Annotated in this window: 19 protein-coding genes; 16 read left to right on the top strand and 3 right to left on the bottom strand. The window is 73.4% G+C overall.

The genetic code is table 11. The features are described 5' to 3' along the window. Window positions 1-81 precede the first annotated feature (81 nt). On the top strand, window positions 82-1,440 hold the full coding sequence (gene glmM / locus ASD33_RS02285; protein ID WP_056552367.1) for a phosphoglucosamine mutase: 1,359 nt from the start codon (window positions 82-84) through the stop codon (window positions 1,438-1,440). Between the two features lie 128 nt (window positions 1,441-1,568). Here glmM and ASD33_RS02280 read toward each other — a convergent pair whose 3' ends face one another. Then, on the bottom strand, window positions 1,569-2,519 hold the full coding sequence (locus tag ASD33_RS02280) for a DUF389 domain-containing protein (protein ID WP_056552364.1): 951 nt from the start codon (window positions 2,517-2,519) through the stop codon (window positions 1,569-1,571). An 18-nt stretch (window positions 2,520-2,537) separates the two neighbouring features. Next, window positions 2,538-3,506, bottom strand: a complete 969-nt coding sequence (gene coaA / locus ASD33_RS02275) for a type I pantothenate kinase (protein WP_056552361.1) — start codon at window positions 3,504-3,506, stop codon at window positions 2,538-2,540. 196 nt (window positions 3,507-3,702) lie between these two features. Here coaA and ASD33_RS02270 point away from each other — a divergent pair, with 196 nt between their 5' ends. The 8 genes from ASD33_RS02270 (at window position 3,703) to ASD33_RS02235 (ending at window position 11,641) form a co-directional block, all read left to right on the top strand. Next, window positions 3,703-4,464, top strand: coding sequence for a sensor domain-containing protein (locus ASD33_RS02270; RefSeq protein WP_056552359.1), 762 nt, complete (start codon window positions 3,703-3,705; stop codon window positions 4,462-4,464). A gap of 39 nt (window positions 4,465-4,503) precedes the next feature. After that, the gene (gene glmS, locus ASD33_RS02265; RefSeq protein WP_056552357.1) at window positions 4,504-6,351 is read left to right on the top strand and encodes a glutamine--fructose-6-phosphate transaminase (isomerizing); all 1,848 of its coding nucleotides are present in this window, start codon (window positions 4,504-4,506) and stop codon (window positions 6,349-6,351) included. A gap of 7 nt (window positions 6,352-6,358) precedes the next feature. After that, a complete protein-coding gene (locus ASD33_RS02260; protein ID WP_056552355.1) occupies window positions 6,359-6,727 on the top strand; it encodes a holo-ACP synthase in 369 nt (122 codons plus the stop codon). 179 nt (window positions 6,728-6,906) lie between these two features. After that, entirely contained in the window at window positions 6,907-8,355 is a 1,449-nt protein-coding gene (locus tag ASD33_RS02255) for a bifunctional ADP-dependent NAD(P)H-hydrate dehydratase/NAD(P)H-hydrate epimerase (protein WP_056552353.1), read from the top strand. Between the two features lie 118 nt (window positions 8,356-8,473). After that, window positions 8,474-9,622, top strand: coding sequence for an alanine racemase (gene alr, locus ASD33_RS02250; RefSeq protein ID WP_056552347.1), 1,149 nt, complete (start codon window positions 8,474-8,476; stop codon window positions 9,620-9,622). Window positions 9,623-9,632: 10 nt separating this feature from the next. Beyond that, a complete protein-coding gene (locus ASD33_RS02245; RefSeq protein ID WP_056552343.1) occupies window positions 9,633-10,823 on the top strand; it encodes an alpha/beta hydrolase in 1,191 nt (396 codons plus the stop codon). Window positions 10,824-10,833: 10 nt separating this feature from the next. Beyond that, window positions 10,834-11,334, top strand: coding sequence for a tRNA (adenosine(37)-N6)-threonylcarbamoyltransferase complex ATPase subunit type 1 TsaE (gene tsaE / locus ASD33_RS02240; RefSeq protein WP_056552340.1), 501 nt, complete (start codon window positions 10,834-10,836; stop codon window positions 11,332-11,334). A 115-nt stretch (window positions 11,335-11,449) separates the two neighbouring features. After that, window positions 11,450-11,641: a hypothetical protein gene (locus ASD33_RS02235; RefSeq protein WP_056552338.1), complete on the top strand. Its 192-nt coding sequence runs from the start codon at window positions 11,450-11,452 to the stop codon at window positions 11,639-11,641. A gap of 72 nt (window positions 11,642-11,713) precedes the next feature. On the opposite strand, the gene ASD33_RS02230 is transcribed toward ASD33_RS02235, so the two are convergent. Then, on the bottom strand, window positions 11,714-12,280 hold the full coding sequence (locus ASD33_RS02230) for a hypothetical protein (RefSeq protein WP_079044551.1): 567 nt from the start codon (window positions 12,278-12,280) through the stop codon (window positions 11,714-11,716). Between the two features lie 96 nt (window positions 12,281-12,376). Between ASD33_RS02230 and tsaB the strand changes: the two genes are divergently transcribed. The 7 genes from tsaB (at window position 12,377) to ASD33_RS02195 (ending at window position 17,679) form a co-directional block, all read left to right on the top strand. Continuing rightward, window positions 12,377-13,048 (top strand): tRNA (adenosine(37)-N6)-threonylcarbamoyltransferase complex dimerization subunit type 1 TsaB, encoded by a 672-nt coding sequence (gene tsaB, locus ASD33_RS02225; RefSeq protein ID WP_079044499.1) that lies wholly within the window; start codon window positions 12,377-12,379, stop codon window positions 13,046-13,048. A 23-nt stretch (window positions 13,049-13,071) separates the two neighbouring features. Continuing rightward, window positions 13,072-13,533, top strand: a complete 462-nt coding sequence (rimI, locus tag ASD33_RS02220; RefSeq protein WP_056553774.1) for a ribosomal protein S18-alanine N-acetyltransferase — start codon at window positions 13,072-13,074, stop codon at window positions 13,531-13,533. Window positions 13,534-13,563: 30 nt separating this feature from the next. Then, complete coding sequence (gene tsaD / locus ASD33_RS02215) at window positions 13,564-14,679, top strand: tRNA (adenosine(37)-N6)-threonylcarbamoyltransferase complex transferase subunit TsaD (protein WP_056552332.1); 1,116 nt, start codon at window positions 13,564-13,566, stop codon at window positions 14,677-14,679. Further along, the gene (locus ASD33_RS02210) at window positions 14,676-14,933 is read left to right on the top strand and encodes a hypothetical protein (RefSeq protein WP_056552330.1); all 258 of its coding nucleotides are present in this window, start codon (window positions 14,676-14,678) and stop codon (window positions 14,931-14,933) included. The genes tsaD and ASD33_RS02210 overlap by 4 nt, the downstream gene beginning before the upstream one ends. Before the next feature lie 46 nt (window positions 14,934-14,979). Next, the gene (locus ASD33_RS02205; RefSeq protein WP_056552328.1) at window positions 14,980-15,879 is read left to right on the top strand and encodes a polysaccharide deacetylase family protein; all 900 of its coding nucleotides are present in this window, start codon (window positions 14,980-14,982) and stop codon (window positions 15,877-15,879) included. Between the two features lie 98 nt (window positions 15,880-15,977). After that, window positions 15,978-16,343 (top strand): YciI family protein, encoded by a 366-nt coding sequence (locus ASD33_RS02200; RefSeq protein WP_056552326.1) that lies wholly within the window; start codon window positions 15,978-15,980, stop codon window positions 16,341-16,343. A 130-nt stretch (window positions 16,344-16,473) separates the two neighbouring features. Continuing rightward, a complete protein-coding gene (locus tag ASD33_RS02195; RefSeq protein WP_056553771.1) occupies window positions 16,474-17,679 on the top strand; it encodes a DUF6596 domain-containing protein in 1,206 nt (401 codons plus the stop codon). Window positions 17,680-17,684 lie beyond the last annotated feature (5 nt).

Raw genomic sequence — 17,684 nt, 5'->3', positions numbered from 1 at the left:
GTTTTTTCATAAGCTTTTTCGTCACCTTTTTCATCACCACCTCTTTTCATCGGCTTGGGCACGTATTTTCGGAGGACAGCTGTGGGACGACTCTTCGGCACGGACGGCGTGCGCGGCGTGGCCAACGCGGACCTGACGGCGGAGCTGGCGCTCGGCCTGTCGGTCGCGGCGGCGCACGTGCTCGCCGAGGCGGGCACCTTCGAGGGCCATCGGCCGACCGCGGTGGTCGGGCGGGACCCGCGTGCCTCCGGAGAGTTCCTGGAAGCGGCCGTCGTGGCGGGACTCGCCAGCGCCGGTGTCGACGTCCTGCGCGTCGGCGTGCTGCCCACCCCGGCCGTGGCCCACCTGACCGGCGTCCTCGGCGCCGACCTCGGCGTGATGCTCTCCGCCAGCCACAACGCCATGCCCGACAACGGCATCAAGTTCTTCGCGCGCGGCGGCCACAAGCTCGCCGACGACCTCGAGGACAAGATCGAGACCGTCTACGAGCAGCACCGCACCGGCGCCCCCTGGGAGCGTCCGACCGGTGCCGGCGTCGGCCGCGTCCGCGACTACGACGAGGGCTTCGAGACGTACGTCTCCCACCTCCTCTCCGTCGTCCCCAACCGGCTCGACGGCCTCAAGGTCGTCCTCGACGAGGCCCACGGCGCCGCCGCCCGCGTCTCGCCCGAGGCCTTCACCCGGGCCGGCGCGCAGGTCGTCACCATCGGCGCCGAGCCGGACGGCCTCAACATCAACGACGGCTGCGGCTCCACCCACCTGGGGCTGCTCCGCGCCGCCGTCGTCGAGCACGGCGCCGACCTGGGCATCGCCCACGACGGCGACGCCGACCGCTGCCTCGCCGTGGACGCCGCGGGCAACGAGGTCGACGGCGACCAGATCCTCGCCGTGCTCGCCCTCGCCATGCGCGAGGCCGGGACGCTGCGCGGCGACACCGTCGTCGCGACCGTCATGTCCAACCTGGGCTTCAAGCTCGCCATGGAGGGCGCGGGCCTGAACCTCGTCCAGACCGCGGTCGGCGACCGGTACGTCCTGGAGTCCATGAAGGAGCACGGCTACGCGCTCGGCGGTGAGCAGTCCGGGCACGTCATCGTGCTCGACCACGCCACCACCGGCGACGGCACCCTCACCGGCCTCATGCTGGCGGCCCGCATCGCCGCCACCGGCCGGTCGCTCGCGGACCTCGCCGGCGTGATGGAGCGGCTGCCGCAGATCCTCATCAACGTCCCCGACGTCGACAAGGCCCGGGTGAAGACCTCCGGCGACCTGGCCGCCGCCGTCGCCTCCGCCGAGCAGGAGCTCGGCTCCACCGGCCGCGTCCTGCTGCGCCCCTCCGGCACCGAGCCGCTGGTCCGCGTGATGGTCGAGGCGGCCGACATCGAGCAGGCGCGCGCGGTCGCGCAGCGGCTCGCGGACGTCGTGAAGTCGGCGCTGGGCTAGGCTTCCTGAGGCACCGTCATGCTCTGGTGAGAGGCCCCGTCGTACCGGATGTCCGGTGCGGCGGGGCCTCTTCGTGTGCCGGTGTCCTCGTGCGGCGGAGTGCCCGTGTCCTTCGGCGCGCGACGGGCTCAGCCCCTGCGCAGGCGGCGGCGGAGCCGGCCGCGCTGGGTGCGCCAGAGCCTCTTCTGCAGGGACAGGGTCGCCGTCCCCGCCAGCATGATCCCCAGCAGGTTGAGCATCAGCTGCGCGATCGACCCGCCCATCTGCCCGACCTCGCCGTAGCTGAGCGCCACCGCCGCGTTCGCCGCCGCGGGGACGGTCGTCACCGAGATCGCCACGCCCACCAGCGCGCCCGACTTGGACGAGGTGAGCGAGAGGGTGCCGGCCGCGCCCGCGAGGAGCGCCACGACGAACGAGAACAGGTCCGGCTGCCAGATGAAGCTGGTCTGCGGGCGCGGCGCGTCGAGCATGGACTGACTGAACAGGTCCAGCCGGTCCATCACCAGGCTGAACACGGTCGTCGCCACGATCGCCGACGCGAAGCCGATGAGCAGCGCGATCAGAGAGCGCGCCGCCAGTCTCGGCGCCCGCTGCACGATCGCCGTGCACACTCCGGCGAGCGGGCCGAACTCCGGGCCGACCGCCATGGCGCCCACGATCAGGATCGCGTTGTCCAGGACGACACCGCAGGCCGCGATCATCGTGGCCAGGCCCATGAAGGAGAGGTACGTGAAGGAGAGCGTCGACTCCTCGTGGGTCGCCTCCGCCAGCTGCTCCCAGATGACGGCGTCGGCGCCCTCGCCGGGGGCCTCCCGCTCGGCCGTGTCCGCCCGGGTCGACATCGACAGGTCGATGCCCTCCACCGCGATCGACCCGTCCTGATCGATCTTCATGTCGCGCAGGCCGTGCAGCAGTTCGTCGGCCGACTCGCGGGCCATGTCGCACATGACCAGGTCGCCGTGGGGGTCCCTGGCCACGCCCGGCAGTACCACGAGGTGGGTGGTGCCGACCGTCGACTCGATCAGCTCGATCGCGGGCGCGGTGCGGTCCGGCGGGACGATCATCCGTAGATGCAACATGCCCCGAGCTTACGAAGGTCAGAGCTTGCGCAGGCTCAGGCGCTGCACCTTGTGGTCGGGGCCCTTGCGGACGACGAGGGTGGCCCGGCCGCGGGTCGGCGCCACGTTCTCCAGGAGGTTCACCTTGTTGATGGTCCGCCACATGGTGCGGGCGTAGTCGAGGGCCTCCTCCTCGGAGACCTGCGTGTAGCGCTGGAAGTACGAGGAGGGGTTCTGGAACGCGGTGTCCCGGAGCTTGCGGAAGCGGTTGAGGTACCAGCGCTCGATGTCCTCCGGCCGCGCGTCGACGTACACCGAGAAGTCGAAGTAGTCGGCGAGGCCGACGCGGGTGCGGCCGTCCTGGCCGGGGAGGGCGGGCTGGAGGACGTTCAGCCCCTCCACGATGAGGATGTCCGGGCGGCGGACGACGAGCCGCTCGTCGGGCACGCGGTCGTAGATCAGATGGGAGTAGACCGGGGCCGTGACCTCGTTCTTGCCCGCCTTGATGTCGGCGACGAAGCGGGTCAGGGCCCGGCGGTCGTACGACTCGGGGAACCCCTTGCGGGACATCAGACCGCGCGCCTTCAGTTCCTCCATCGGGTAGAGGAAGGCGTCGGTGGTGACCAGCTCCACGCGCGGGTGCTCGGGCCAGCGGGCGAGCAGGGCCTGCAGGAGACGGGAGACCGTCGACTTGCCGACGGCGACCGAACCGGCGACCCCTATGACGAAGGGGGTGCCGCGCTGCTCGGCGCTCTCGCCGAGGAAGGTGTTGAGGGCGCCGCGCAGTCCGCTGGTGGCCTGCACGTACAGATTGAGCAGCCGGGACAGGGGCAGATAGACGTCCCGTACCTCGTCGAGGTCGATGACGTCCCCGAGACCGCGGAGCCGCTCGACCTCGTCGGCGGTCAGCGGCAGGGGCGTCTTGTCCCGCAGGGCGCTCCACTCGGCCCGGGTGAGGTCGACGTAGGGGCTCGCCCCGCTGGAGCTTCGTGGCGGCGAAGTGATCACCTCGCCATTGTCGGGGGTCGAGGGAGTTCTCGGGACTCCGCGGGCCGTGGGGTGGGTCACGCGACAAAAGCCGTTGTCCGACCCGGCGTCTAAGGTGATCCTGTTCGTTGCCGCGTGGGTCTCTGCTCTTCACGCGGGGGGAGCCGTCTTCGGGCGGCTGTTTGTGAGCACCGAGAGAAACAGAGAGTCACCCCAGATGCGTACGTCCATGAGGAGCGCCGCCGGCGCTGCCGCCGCCGTGTCCCTCGTCCTGCTCGTCAGCGGCTGTGGTGGGGAGGGCAAGGGGGACGACAACGGGCAGGATGCCCCCAAGGCCTCCGCCTCCGCCACGAGTGCGCCCGCCGCGAAGGCGCTGTCCGCCGCCGAGCTGGACAAGCTGATCCTCGAGAAGGGCGACCTCAAGGGGTACCAGGTGGCGAAGGCCGACACCGGGGACGTCGTCCCGGCCTCCTCGGTCACCACCGACAAGGCCTCCTGCGTGCCGATCGCCCACGCCATGTCCTTCATCTCGCCCGGCTCGCCCGCCGCTTCGGCGCAGCGCAAGGTGCTGGAGGAGCCGAAGAAGGACGCGAAGGCCTCCCCGGAGGAAGCGCTCCTCGGCGGGCTCGGCGTCCGGGTCACGGCCGTGACCCTCGGTTCCTACGACGGACAGGGCGCCCAGGACGCCTTCGCCTCGGTGAAGAAGGCCGGCGGCGAGTGCGCCGGCGGTTTCACCGTGATCCACGGGGCGGAGAAGACGAAGGTCGGCAAGGTCGCCCCGGAGAGCGTCACCGCGGGGGAGGAGGCGGTCGCCTTCACCATCACCAGCGAGATGGAGGGCGAGCCGTTCGTCAGCAAGCTGGTCGTCCTGCGCCAGGGCAACACGCTCGCGTCGTTCTCGACCATCAGCTTCGTCCCCGGCGGCGTGAAGGCCTACCCGAAGGACGTCGTCGACGCGCAGGCCGCCAAGCTGAGCTGACTCCGGCCCTCCGGGCACCTTCCGCCGTACGCTTCCGTCATGTGCGGAATCGTGGGATACGTCGGCGGGCAGTCGGCGCTTGATGTGGTGGTCGCGGGCCTCAAGAGGCTCGAATACCGGGGCTACGACTCGGCCGGTGTCGCGGTGCTCTCCGACGGAGGGCTGGCCGCGGCCAAGAAGGCGGGCAAGCTCGTCAACCTGGAGAAGGAGCTCGTCGACCGGCCGTTGGCCGGCGGGTCCGTGGGCATCGGCCACACCCGCTGGGCCACCCACGGCGGGCCGACCGACGTCAACGCGCACCCGCACCTGGACAACGCGGGGCGCGTCGCCGTCGTCCACAACGGCATCATCGAGAACTTCGCCGCCCTGCGCGCGGAGCTCACCGAGCGCGGCCACGACCTGGCGTCCGAGACGGACACCGAGGTCGTGGCCCACCTCCTCGCCGAGGAGTTCTCCTCGGCCGGGGAACTGTCGGAGGCCATGCGGCTGGTGTGCCGGCGGCTCGAAGGGGCGTTCACCCTGGTCGCCGTGCACGCCGACCAGCCGGACGTGGTCGTCGGCGCCCGCCGGAACTCCCCGCTCGTCGTCGGCGTCGGCGAGGGCGAGAACTTCCTCGCCTCCGACGTGTCCGCCTTCATCGCCCACACCCGTTCGGCGATCGAACTCGGCCAGGACCAGGTCGTCGAGCTGACCAGGGACGGCGTCACCGTCACCGACTTCGACGGGGCGCCCGCCGACGTGCGGGCCTTCCACGTCGACTGGGACGCCTCGGCCGCCGAGAAGGGCGGTTACGCCTCCTTCATGCTCAAGGAGATCGCCGAGCAGCCGAAGGCCGTCGCCGACACCCTCCTCGGCCGGATCGACGGCAGCGGCCGGCTGACCCTCGACGAGGTGCGCATCCCGGACGCCGTGCTCCGCGAGGCCGACAAGATCGTCATCATCGCCTGCGGCACCGCCTTCCACGCCGGGCTCATCGCCAAGTACGCCATCGAGCACTGGACCCGCATCCCCTGCGAGGTCGAGCTCGCCAGCGAGTTCCGCTACCGGGACCCGATCCTCGGACAGAAGACGCTCGTCGTCGCGATCTCGCAGTCCGGCGAGACCATGGACACCCTGATGGCGCTCCGGCACGCGCGCGAACAGGGCGCGAAGGTCCTCGCCGTCTGCAACACCAACGGCTCGACGATTCCACGGGAGTCGGACGCCGTCCTCTACACCCACGCCGGGCCCGAGGTCGCCGTCGCGTCGACCAAGGCCTTCCTCACGCAGCTGGTCGCCTGCTACCTCCTCGCGCTCTACCTCGGCCAGGTGCGCGGCACCAAGTGGGGCGACGAGATCCGCGCCGTCGTCCGCGAACTCGCCCGCATCGGCGACGAGGTGGAACGGGTCCTGGGGACCATGGAGCCGGTCCGGGCCCTCGCCCGCTCGCTCGCCCACAAGAGCACGGTGCTCTTCCTCGGCCGGCACGTCGGCTACCCGGTCGCCCTCGAAGGAGCCCTGAAACTCAAGGAACTCGCGTACATGCACGCCGAGGGCTTCGCCGCCGGAGAGCTCAAGCACGGGCCGATCGCGCTCATCGAGGAGGACCTGCCGGTCGTCGTCGTGGTCCCCTCGCCCAAGGGCCGCTCCGTCCTCCACGACAAGATCGTCTCCAACATCCAGGAGATCCGGGCGCGCGGTGCCCGGACGATCGTGATCGCCGAGGAGGGCGACGAGACCGTCGTCCCGTACGCCGACCACCTCGTCCGCATCCCCGCGACGCCTACGCTGCTCCAGCCGCTGGTCTCCACGGTGCCGCTCCAGGTCTTCGCCTGCGAGCTCGCCACCGCGCGGGGCAACGAGGTCGACCAGCCGCGCAACCTGGCCAAATCGGTGACCGTGGAGTGAGTGGGAAATGATCATTGGGGTGGGGATCGACGTGGCGGAGATCGACCGCTTCGCCGCGTCGATCGAACGGACGCCGGGGCTGCTCCAGCGCCTCTTCGTCGAGCGCGAGCAGCTGCTGCCCAGCGGGGAGCGGCGCGGACCGGCCTCGCTCGCGGTGCGGTTCGCCGCGAAGGAGGCGCTCGCGAAGGCGCTCGGCGCGCCGGGCGGGCTGCACTGGACGGACGCCGAGGTGTACGTCGAGGGCACCGGGCAGCCGAGGCTCCGGGTGCGCGGGACGGTCGCGGCGCGGGCGGCGGAGCTGGGCGTGAAGCACTGGCACGTCTCGCTGAGCCATGACGCGGGGGTCGCCTCGGCGGTGGTGATCGCGGAGGGGTGAGGCCGGGGCTCGCGCCGACGGTCCCGTACGGGGGTGGCGGCGCGGGGGTGCTCCCCCGGCGGTTCCCGTACGGGGTGTCCCTACGACCGTGCTCCTACGGCGGGTCCCGTACGGGAGTGTCCGCACGGCGGTTCCCGTACGGGGAGCGTTCCCCCGGCTCGGGCGGCAGACTGCTGACCATGCGTACCGCTTACCGCGTGGAGACCGTACGGGCCGCCGAGGCCGCCCTCATGGCCCGCCTTCCCGAGGGCGCCCTCATGATGCGGGCCGCCGCCGGGCTCGCCGCCGCCTGCTGCTCACTGCTCGGCAAGGGACGGGTGTACGGGTCCCGGGTCGTCCTCCTCGTCGGCAGCGGCGACAACGGCGGCGACGCCCTGTACGCCGGGGCCCGGCTCGCCCGGCGCGGCGCCGGAGTCACCGCCGTCCTGCTCGGCGCCCGCGCCCACGAGGCCGGGCTCGCCGCGCTCCGGGCGGCCGGCGGACGCATCGCCGACGACCCCTTCGAACCGCTGGCCAACGCCGACCTGGTCCTCGACGGCATCACCGGCATCGGCGGGCGCGGCGGCCTCCGGCCCGACGCCGTGCCGGTCGTCCGGGCCGCGCGCGGCTCCGACGCCGTCGTCGTCGCCGTCGACCTGCCCAGCGGCGTCGACGCGGACACGGGCGAGGTCACGGGGGAGGCCCTGCGCGCCGACGTGACCGTCACCTTCGGTACGTACAAGCCGGGTCTCCTCGTCGACCCGGCCCGGGAGTACGCGGGCGCCCTGCGGCTCGTCGACATCGGGCTCGGCGAGGAACTGCCCGGCGTGCCCGACCTGGAGGCCCTCCAGCACCAGGACGTGGCACGGCTGCTGCCCGTACCGGGCGCCGCCAGCGACAAGTACCGGCGCGGGGTCCTCGGCGTCGTCGCCGGCTCCGCCCGCTACCCGGGGGCGGCGGTCCTCACCGTCGCGGCGGCGCTGCGCGGCGGCGCCGGAGCGGTCCGGTACGTCGGCCCGGCCGCCGACGCGGTGATCGCCCGGCACCCCGAGACGCTGGTCCACGCCGGACCCCCGGACAAGGCGGGGCGCGTCCAGGCCTGGGTGGTGGGGCCCGGGCTCGGCGACGGACCTGGCGTCGCGGAGGTCCTCGCCTCTGACGTGCCGGTGCTCGTCGACGCCGACGGGCTGCGGGACCTCGACCCCGCCCTCGTACGGGCCCGCAGCGCCCCGACCCTGCTCACCCCGCACGCGGGCGAGGCGGCGGCACTGCTCGGCGCGTCCCGCGAGGAGGTCGAGGCGGGCCGGCTCGGGGCCGTACGGGAACTGGTGGGCAGGTTCGGGGCGACGGTGCTGCTCAAGGGCTCGACGACGCTGGTGCACGGGCCGGACGGCGACCCCGTACGGGTGAACCCCACCGGGACCGGCTGGCTGGCCACGGCCGGCAGCGGCGACGTCCTCTCCGGCCTGGCGGGTTCGCTCCTGGCGGCCGGGCTGCGCCCGGCGGACGCGGCCTCGTGCGCCGCGTACCTCCACGGCCTCGCGGCCCGGCGGGCCTCGGAGGAACGCGGACCGGTGACGGCGGGGGAGGTCGCGGAGGCGCTGGGCGGCGCGTGGCGGGACGTACGCGACGTGCGGGCCGGCGGGTAGGGCTCCGGGGATCCCCCTACCGGGCAGGCGGGTAGGGCTCCGGGGTTTCCCGCGAGGGTGACCGGGTCTACATCCGGGGAAAGCGGCCCTCGGGCCGACACCTGAGAGACTGGGCGCGATGACTGAGACACCGCCGCCCCGCAGAGCCCGCGCCGAGATCGACCTCGGTGCGCTGCGTGCGAACGTCCGCACGCTGCGCGCCCGCGTCGCCCCCCACGTCCGGATCATGGCCGTGGTCAAGGCCGACGCGTACGGACACGGCGCGGTGCGCTGCGCCCGCGCCGCCCTGGACGCGGGCGCGGACTGGCTCGGCACGGCCACCCCGCACGAGGCGCTCGCGCTGCGCGCCGCCGGGATCACGGACGTGCCGGTGATGTGCTGGCTCTGGACGCCCGGCGACCCCTGGGACCGGGGCATCGAGGCCGGCCTCGACATGTCCGTGAGCGGACTGTGGGCCCTGGAGGAGGTCGTCGAGGCGGCCCGCGCGACCGGCGGGACGGCCAGGATCCAGCTCAAGGCCGACACCGGGCTCGGTCGCAACGGCTGCCAGCCCGCCGACTGGCCCGAGTTGGTGGAGCGGGCGCTGAAGGCCCAGGCCGAGGGCCTGGTCGAGGTCACCGGGCTCTGGTCGCACTTCGCCTGCGCCGACGAACCCCACCACCCCTCGATCGCCGCGCAGCTCGACGTCTTCCGTTCGATGCTCGACCACGCCGAGAAGGCCGGCGTCCGGCCCGAGGTCCGGCACATCGCCAACTCGCCGGCCACCCTCACCCTCCCCGAGGCCCACTTCGACCTGGTGCGGCCGGGGATCGCGATGTACGGCGTCTCGCCGAGCCCGGAGCTCGGCACCTCCGCCGAGCTGGGGCTCCGCCCGGTGATGTCGCTCAAGGCGAGCGTCGCCCTGGTGAAGCGGGTCCCGGCCGGGCACGGCGTCAGCTACGGCCACCACTACGTCACCGGCACGGAGACGACCCTCGGTCTCGTCCCGCTCGGCTACGCCGACGGCGTCCCCCGGCACGCCTCGGGCCGCGGCCCCGTCCTCGTCGACGGCACCGTCCGCACGGTCGCGGGGCGGGTCGCCATGGACCAGTTCGTGGTCGACCTCGGCGGGGAGGAGCCCGCGCCGGGCACGGAGGCCGTGCTGTTCGGTCCCGGCGACGGGGGCGAACCGACCGCCGAGGACTGGGCGGTGGCCGCCGACACCATCGCGTACGAGATCGTCACCCGGATCGGCGCGCGCGTCCCGCGCGTGTACCTGGGCGAGTAGAGGGGGCCCCGTGGGCGAGTCCAGCAGCACCGGTACGTGGCGGCGCGCCGGATTCGCCGGCGCCGCGATAGGCGTGCTCGCGGCGGGGGCGGCGGCCGGGGTGGCCGTCGAGCGGCTCACCGTGGGGCGTTCCGTACGACAGAAGGCGCGGCTCGCGCTGGACGCCACCGGCCCCTACGGGGGGCTGCGGGGGACGCCCGGCCGGGCGCTCGCGGACGACGCGACCGTCCTCTACTACGAGGTCGACGACGTCGAGGACGACACTGCGCCGGCCCGCCGCCGACGGCTCTTCGGACGCAAGGAGCCCGCGCCCGTCACGGTCGTCTTCAGCCACGGCTACTGCCTCAACCAGGACTCCTGGCACTTCCAGCGGGCCGCGCTGCGCGGGCTCGTCCGCACCGTCCACTGGGACCAGCGCAGCCACGGCCGCTCGGGCCAGGGCCTCTCGCAGACCGGGCCCGACGCGGTGCCCGTCTCCATCGACCGGCTGGGCCGGGACCTGAAGACGGTCCTCGACATGGCGGCGCCCGAGGGGCCGCTCGTCCTCGTCGGGCACTCGATGGGCGGCATGACGATCATGGCGCTGGCGGACCGCTACCCGGAGTTCGTCCGCGAGCGGGTCGTCGGCGTCGCCTTCGTCGGCACCTCCGCGGGGAACCTCGGAGAGGTGTCGTACGGGCTGCCGATCGCCGGCGTCAACGCCGTCCGGCGGGTCCTGCCGGGGGTCCTGCGGGCGCTGGGCTCACAGGCGGAGCTGGTCGAGCGGGGCCGGCGGGCGACGGCGGACCTCTTCGCCGGGCTGATCAAGAAGTACTCGTTCGCGTCGAAGGACGTGGACCCGGCGGTGGCCCGGTTCGCGGAGCGGATGATCGAGTCGACCCCGATCGACGTGGTCGCCGCCTTCTACCCGGCCTTCGCCGAACACGACAAGGCGGCCGCCCTGGCCGTGCTGAGCGAGGTGCCGGTGCTGGCGCTGGCCGGGGACCACGACCTGGTGACCCCCAGCTCGCACACCGAGGTCATCGCCGGTCTGCTCCCGGACGCGGAGCTGGTCATCGTCCCGGACGGGGGCCATCTGGTGATGCTGGAGCACCCGGAGGCGGTCACCGACCGCCTCGCGGACCTGCTGGTACGGGCGGGGGCGGTGCCCGCGACGGCGGCGGCGACGGTCACGGCGGAGCCGGACGACCGCAACGGCTAAGTTGGCGGGTATGGAAGCAGCGCACCCGCCCGTCTCCGGCGCCACCCTCTCCGTCGACTCCCCGCAGCAGATGCAGGAGCTCGGCCGCCGCCTCGCGAAGATCCTCCGTCCCGGCGACCTCGTCATGCTCACCGGCGAGCTGGGTGCCGGGAAGACCACCCTCACCCGGGGGCTCGGCGAGGGCCTCGGGGTGCGCGGGGCCGTCACCTCGCCGACCTTCGTCATCGCCCGTGTCCATCCGTCGCTGGTCGGCGGCCCGGCCCTGGTGCACGTGGACGCGTACCGCCTCGGCGGCGGTCTCGACGAGATGGAGGACCTCGACCTGGACGTCTCGCTGCCCGAGTCGGTGGTCGTCGTCGAGTGGGGCGACGGCAAGGTCGAGGAGCTGACGGACGACCGGCTGCACCTCCTGATCCACCGGGTGACCGGCGACACCGACGACGACCGGCGCACGGTCGTGCTGCGCGGGATCGGGGAGCGCTGGGCCGAGGTGGACCTCGCCGCGCTCTGAGCGGCCGGGCCGTAGATTCCGACAACGTGTCGGGAAGGTGTTGCGTGCGTCGTGCGTGCCGTGGTGACATGGATGCACGAGCTGGTTAGGTGTACCTAACCTACGGGAGGCATGCATGGCGACGCCGGAGCGCGCGGAACCCGCCCGGGACCACGTCTCGATGACCGATCTGCTGGCGTCCTGCGCGGCGGCGCGGACGCTCTCGACCCCGCCGCGGAGAACGCCGGAGCGATGCGACGAGGAACCGCCGGCCGAGTCGCCGGCGGAGCCGGTGGTGCGTCCGGTGGTGCGCGGCGAGGCCGCCTAGCGGCGACCCGCGCCCGTACGACAGGACCGGCGCGCCGACGGACTGCGCGGCGACGGCCGGAGCGCCGGCGGACTACGCGACGACGACGACCTTCGCGCCGATCACCGCGAACGTCCACAGCGCGTCCCCGTCGGCCCGCTTCATGCGGATGCCGCCGGTCTTCTTCGACGCGTCCGGGGCCGGCGTCGAGCCGTCGACCGCCGCGCTGAAGCCGATCGCCACGTCCTGCGTCGTCGCGAACCGTACGACGTGCTCGATCTGCACCCCGTCCGAGCCGCGGACCGAACCCGAGCGGGAGGTCACGCGGTACGCCCCCGGCACCGGGTGCACGGTGCTCGGCATCACGGTGAACGTCCGGGTCGCCTTGTTCTTCGCGTCGACCAGCCACACCCGGCGGTCGGCGAGCGCGTACACGACCCGCTCGCCGGTGCCCGATTCCGCCGGGACGGCGAGGGGGTTCCCGGCCGGCTTCTTCGGCCCGCCGCTCGGCGAGACCGAGGGCGCGGAGCTGTTCGGCGTCCGGGGGTCGGCCGACAGGTGCGCGGGAGCGTTCGCCGAGGCCTGGTAGGCCAGGAAGCAGACCGCGGCGACGGCCGCCGCCGTGAGCCCGGCCACGAATCCCGAGCTGCTCCGTGCCACCGTGCCCACCTCTCGTACGAACGTTTCGAAGGGTGACGGTAGCAGCCGGGGGAGCGCGGGGCCGGGCACCGTGCCCGGGAGCCGTAGGCTGTTCGCGTGCTGTTGCTCGCCATGGATACCGCCACCCCCGCCGTCACCGTCGCCCTCCACGACGGCGAGGCCGTCGTCGCCTCGTCGGCCGAGGTCGACGCCCGCCGTCACGGGGAGCTGCTGCTGCCCGCCGTCGACCGGGTCCTCGCCGAGGCCGGGCTGAAGCTCGACGCGGTCACCGGGATCGTCGTCGGCGTCGGACCGGGGCCGTACACCGGACTCCGGGTCGGTCTCGTCACGGCCGCCGCCTTCTCCTCCGCGCTCGGCGTGCCCGTCCACGGCCTGTGCACCCTCGACGGCCTCGCGTACGCCTCCGGGATCGACGGGCCCTTCGCCGTCGCCACGGACGCGCGCCGCAAGGAGGTCTACTGGGCGCGGTACGAGGACTCCCGTACGCGCGTGACCGACGCGGCCGTCGACCGGCCCGCCGAGATCGCCGAGCGGCTCGCGGGCCTCCCGGTCGTCGGCGCGGGCGCCCGCCTCTACCCCGAGGCCTTCCCCGACGCCCGCGACCCCGAGCACCAGTCGGCGGCCGGGCTCGCCGCGCTCGCGGTGGAGAAGCTGGCGGCCGGCCCCTCGGCGGACGGCGACGACGGCTTCCTGGAGCCACTGCCGATGTACCTGCGCCGGCCCGACGCGCAGGTGCCCAAGAACTACAAGGTGGTCACCCCCAAGTGACCGGTGCCGTGGAACTGCGCGAGATGCGCTGGTGGGACATCGCACCGGTGCTCGCCCTCGAGGACGAGCTGTTCCCCGAGGACGCCTGGTCGGCGGGGATGTTCTGGTCGGAGCTGGCGCACGCGCGCGGACCCCGGGCCACCCGCCGCTACCTCGTGGCGGAGGACGGCGAGGGACGGCTCGTCGGGTACGCCGGGCTCGCCGCCGCCGGTGGACTCGGCGACGTGCAGACCATCGCCGTCGCCCGCGACCAGTGGGGCACGGGCCTCGGCGCCCGCCTCCTCACCGACCTGCTCCAGCACGCCACCGCCTTCGAATGCGAGGAGGTCCTCCTCGAAGTGCGCGTGGACAACACCAGGGCCCAGAAGCTCTACGAGCGCTTCGGCTTCGAGCCCATCGGTTTCCGGCGCGGCTACTACCAGCCCGGAAACGTGGACGCGCTCGTGATGCGACTGACCGTTCAAGGAACCGGGACTGAGATCTGATGGCCGTACGACACCTGGCTGGACCGACTGATGGCTGCTGACGAACCGCTCGTACTCGGCATCGAGACCTCCTGCGACGAGACCGGCGTCGGCATCGTCCACGGGACCACGCTCCTCGCGGACGCCATCGCGTCCAGCGTCGACACCCACGCCCGCTTCGGCGGCGTCGTGCCCGAGATCGCCTCCCGCGCCCATCTGGAGGCGATGGTCCCGACGATCGAGCGCGCCCTGAAGACGGCCGGCGTCTCCCCGAAGGACCTCGACGGCATCGCGGTCACGGCCGGTCCCGGCCTGGCGGGCGCGCTGCTCGTCGGCGTCTCGGCGGCCAAGGCGTACGCGTACGCCCTCGGCAAGCCCCTCTACGGCGTCAACCACCTGGCCTCGCACATCTGCGTCGACCAGCTGGAGCACGGCAAGCTGCCCGAGCCGACGATGGCCCTCCTGGTCTCCGGCGGCCACTCCTCGCTGCTGCTCTCCGCCGACATCACCTCCGACGTCCGCCCGATGGGCGCCACCATCGACGACGCCGCCGGCGAGGCCTTCGACAAGATCGCCCGTGTGCTCGACCTCGGCTTCCCCGGCGGGCCCGTCATCGACCGGCTCGCCAAGGAGGGCGACCCGGCCGCCATCGCGTTCCCGCGCGGCCTGAGCGGCTCCCGGGACCCCGCGTACGACTTCTCCTTCTCCGGCCTCAAGACCGCCGTCGCCCGCTGGATCGAGGCGAAGCGGGCGGCCGGCGAGGACGTGCCGGTGCGGGACGTGGCCGCGTCCTTCCAGGAGGCCGTCGTGGACGTGCTCACCCGCAAGGCCGTCCGGGCCTGCAAGGACGAGGGCGTCGACCATCTGATGATCGGCGGCGGCGTCGCCGCCAACTCGCGGCTCCGGGCCCTCGCCCAGGAGCGCTGCGAGCGGGCCGGCATCCGGCTGCGCGTCCCCCGGCCCGGTCTGTGCACCGACAACGGCGCGATGGTCGCGGCCCTCGGCTCCGAGATGGTCGCCCGCAACCGGCCGGCCTCCGACCTGGAGCTGTCCGCGGACTCGTCGCTGCCGGTGACGGACCCGCACGTGCCGGGCGCGCACGCGCACGGCCACTCCCACGACCACGATCACGTGCACGAGGTCAGCAAGGAGAACCTGTACCCGTGACGACCGTGACCCTCATGTGGGAGGCGCGGGCCGCGCAGGGGCGCGGCGCCGAGCTCCTGGAGTGGGCCAGGGCCCAGGTCCTCGCGCGCGAGCCGCTGCGCCGGGAGCTGTTCCGGGCGCCGGGGGACCGGGTCCTCGTCCTCACCTGGTGGGAGGCGGCGGCCCTCGACGCGGAACTGCCGGAGCTGCCCGAGCCGGACGCGGAGCTGATCACCCGGCCGGTCCACCGCTGGCGCTTCGAATCGGTCGAATAGTCGAGTATCGAGCAACCTTTCGGACGGGCCGGGCATCCCACCATGCGTGAAGAAGACGATCGCGCTCTGGGCGGCCCTCACCGCCGCCGCCCTGCTGGTGACTGGCTGCGCGGCCGAGGGCCCCGCCGGTCCCGCCGCTCCCGCGGAGAAGGTCGGTCCCTCCACCGGAAGCGGGGAAGCCGGGGAAGCCGGGGAAGCCGGAGCCGACGGGGGCGCCGGAGCGCGTGAGGCCGCCGGGGCGCCCGGTGCGGCCAGGGCCGCCGCTGCCGCCGCGTACCGGAAGTGGGGGCTCAAGCCCTTCCCGCCGCCGCCCGCCCCGCCCGCCGTCAAGCCGGTGGTCCGCAAGCCCGGCGGTCCCGTGCCCGTGATCAGCGAGATCCCCACCACCGAGAAGATCGTCTTCATCACGATCGACGACGGGGCGGAGAAGGACCCCGCGTTCGTGACGATGATGAAGGACCTCAAGGTCCCGGTCACGATGTTCCTCACCGACGCGGCCATCCGCGCCGACTACCCGTACTTCGCCCCGCTCGTCGCCCAGGGCCACGGCCTCGCCAACCACACCCTCACCCACCCCGACCTGCCCACGCTCTCCCAGGACGCCCAGCGCCGGGAGATCTGCGGCCAGCGGGACAGGCTGACACAGCGGTACGGCACGACCCCGCGCCTCTTCCGCCCGCCCTACGGCAACTGGAACGAGGCCACGCGCGCGGCGGCCGGGGAGTGCGGCGTGGACGCGATCGTGCTCTGGCGCGAGTCCATGCAGATCAAGAACATGCAGTACCAGCGCGGCGACCGGAAGCTGCGCCCCGGCGACATCATCCTGGCCCACTTCCGCGGCCCGTCCGAGCTCAAGGGCCGGACGATGACCGAGATGACGGCGACGATGCTGCGCCGCATCCAGGAGCAGGGCTTCACCGTGGCCCGCCTGGAGGACTACGTCTGAGAAATCCCCCGGGCGCGGTGTCGATGCGGGAGGGGCCCGTTCGACGTATGAGTGAGAGGCGGGGAACGGCCCCGCCACCGCACCCGCGAGGAGTCACCATGCCCCGCTACCTGACCCTGGTCCGCATCGAGGAGAACACCATCGACATGGCGGACGCCGACCCCGGCTTCGAGGAGCGCATGGGCGCGCTCTTCGAGGAGATCACCAAGGCCGGCGTCATGCTGGACACGGCGGGCCTCAAGCCGACCGCCGAGGCGACCCGGATCACCTGGTCGGACGGGAAGCTGTCGTACACGGACGGGCCGTTCACCGAGACCAAGGAGGTCGTCGGCGGCTACGCGATGATGCAGTGCAAGGACATGGCCGAGGCGATGGAGTGGTCCAAGCGCTTCCTCGCGGTGCACCCGCCGCACTGGACGGTGGGCCTGGAGGTCCGCGAGGTCGAGGAGATGCCGGGGGCCTGAGACGCCGCCCGCCGCCGCTCCCGGCGCCCGTCCGTTGTCGGCGCCGTGTGCTGTCATGTGAGGTGTGACGGCACACGGCACCGACGCGGTGGAGAACGCGGTGGAGAGCACCCTCGACACGGTCTTCCGCATGGAGTCCCCGCGGATCGTCGCCACCGCGGCGCGCATCGTCCGCGACCTCGGCATCGCCGAGGAGATCGCGCAGGACGCCCTGGTCGCCGCCCTGGAGCAGTGGCCGCGGACCGGGGTCCCCGAGCGGCCCGGCGCGTGGCTGACGGCCACCGCCAAGCACCGCGCCGTCGACCTCGTACGGCGCCGCGAGACGTACGCGCGGAAGCTCGCCGAGGTCGGCAGGACCCTCACGGAGGAGTCGTACGACCCGGAGCCGCCGGGACCCGACGACATCGACGACGACGTGCTGCGGCTCGTCTTCACCACCTGCCACCCGGTGCTCTCCGCCGAGGCGCGGGCGGCGCTGACCCTCCGGCTCGTCGGCGGGCTCCGCACGGACGAGATCGCCCGCGCCTTCCTCGCCCCGGAGGCGACCGTCGCGGCGCGGATCACCCGCGCGAAGCGGACCCTCGCGAAGGCCGGCGTGGAGTTCGAGGTGCCGTACGGGGAGGACCGGGCGGCCCGCCTCGGGTCCGTCCTCGAAGTCGTCTACCTGATCTTCAACGAGGGGTACGCGGCGACCGCCGGCGACGACCTGCTGCGGCCCGGCCTCTGCGAGGACGCGCTGCGGCTGGCCCGGGTCCTCGCCGCGCTCGTGCCGCAGGAGGGCGAGGCGCAGGGCCTGGCCGCCCTGCTGGAGCTCCAGGCCTCCCGGACGGCGGCCAGGACCGGGCCCGACGGGCGGCCGGTGCTGCTCGCCGCGCAGGACCGGCGCCGCTGGAACGGGCTGCTCATCCGGCGCGGGTACGCCGCCCTGGCGCGGGCCGGGGACGGGCGCTCGTACGGTCCGTACGCCCTCCAGGCCGCCATCGCCGCCTGCCACGCGCGGGCCGCCTCGTACGAGGAGACCGACTGGGCGACGATCGCCGCGCTCTACGGCCGGCTCGGCGTCCTCGCGCCGTCCCCGGTCGTCGAGTTGAACCGCGCGGTCGCCGTGTCGATGGCGGAGGGCCCGGCGGCGGCGCTGCCCCTGGTCGACGCCCTCGCCGCCGAACCGGCCCTGGCGCGCTACCACTTGCTGCCGAGCGTGCGCGGCGACCTGCTGGCCCGGCTGGGGCGTACGGAGGAGGCCCGCGCGGAGTTCGAACGGGCGGCGGCCCTCACCCGCAACGAGAGCGAGCGGGCGCTGCTGCGGGCGAAGGCGGGGGAGCCCGGAGGCTCTTGACGAGG

The sequence above is a fragment of the Streptomyces sp. Root1304 genome, from assembly GCF_001426405.1.
Classification (GTDB): domain Bacteria; phylum Actinomycetota; class Actinomycetes; order Streptomycetales; family Streptomycetaceae; genus Streptomyces.
Note: the sequence above shows the minus strand (reverse complement) of the source record. Positions and strands in the feature narration are given on the sequence as shown.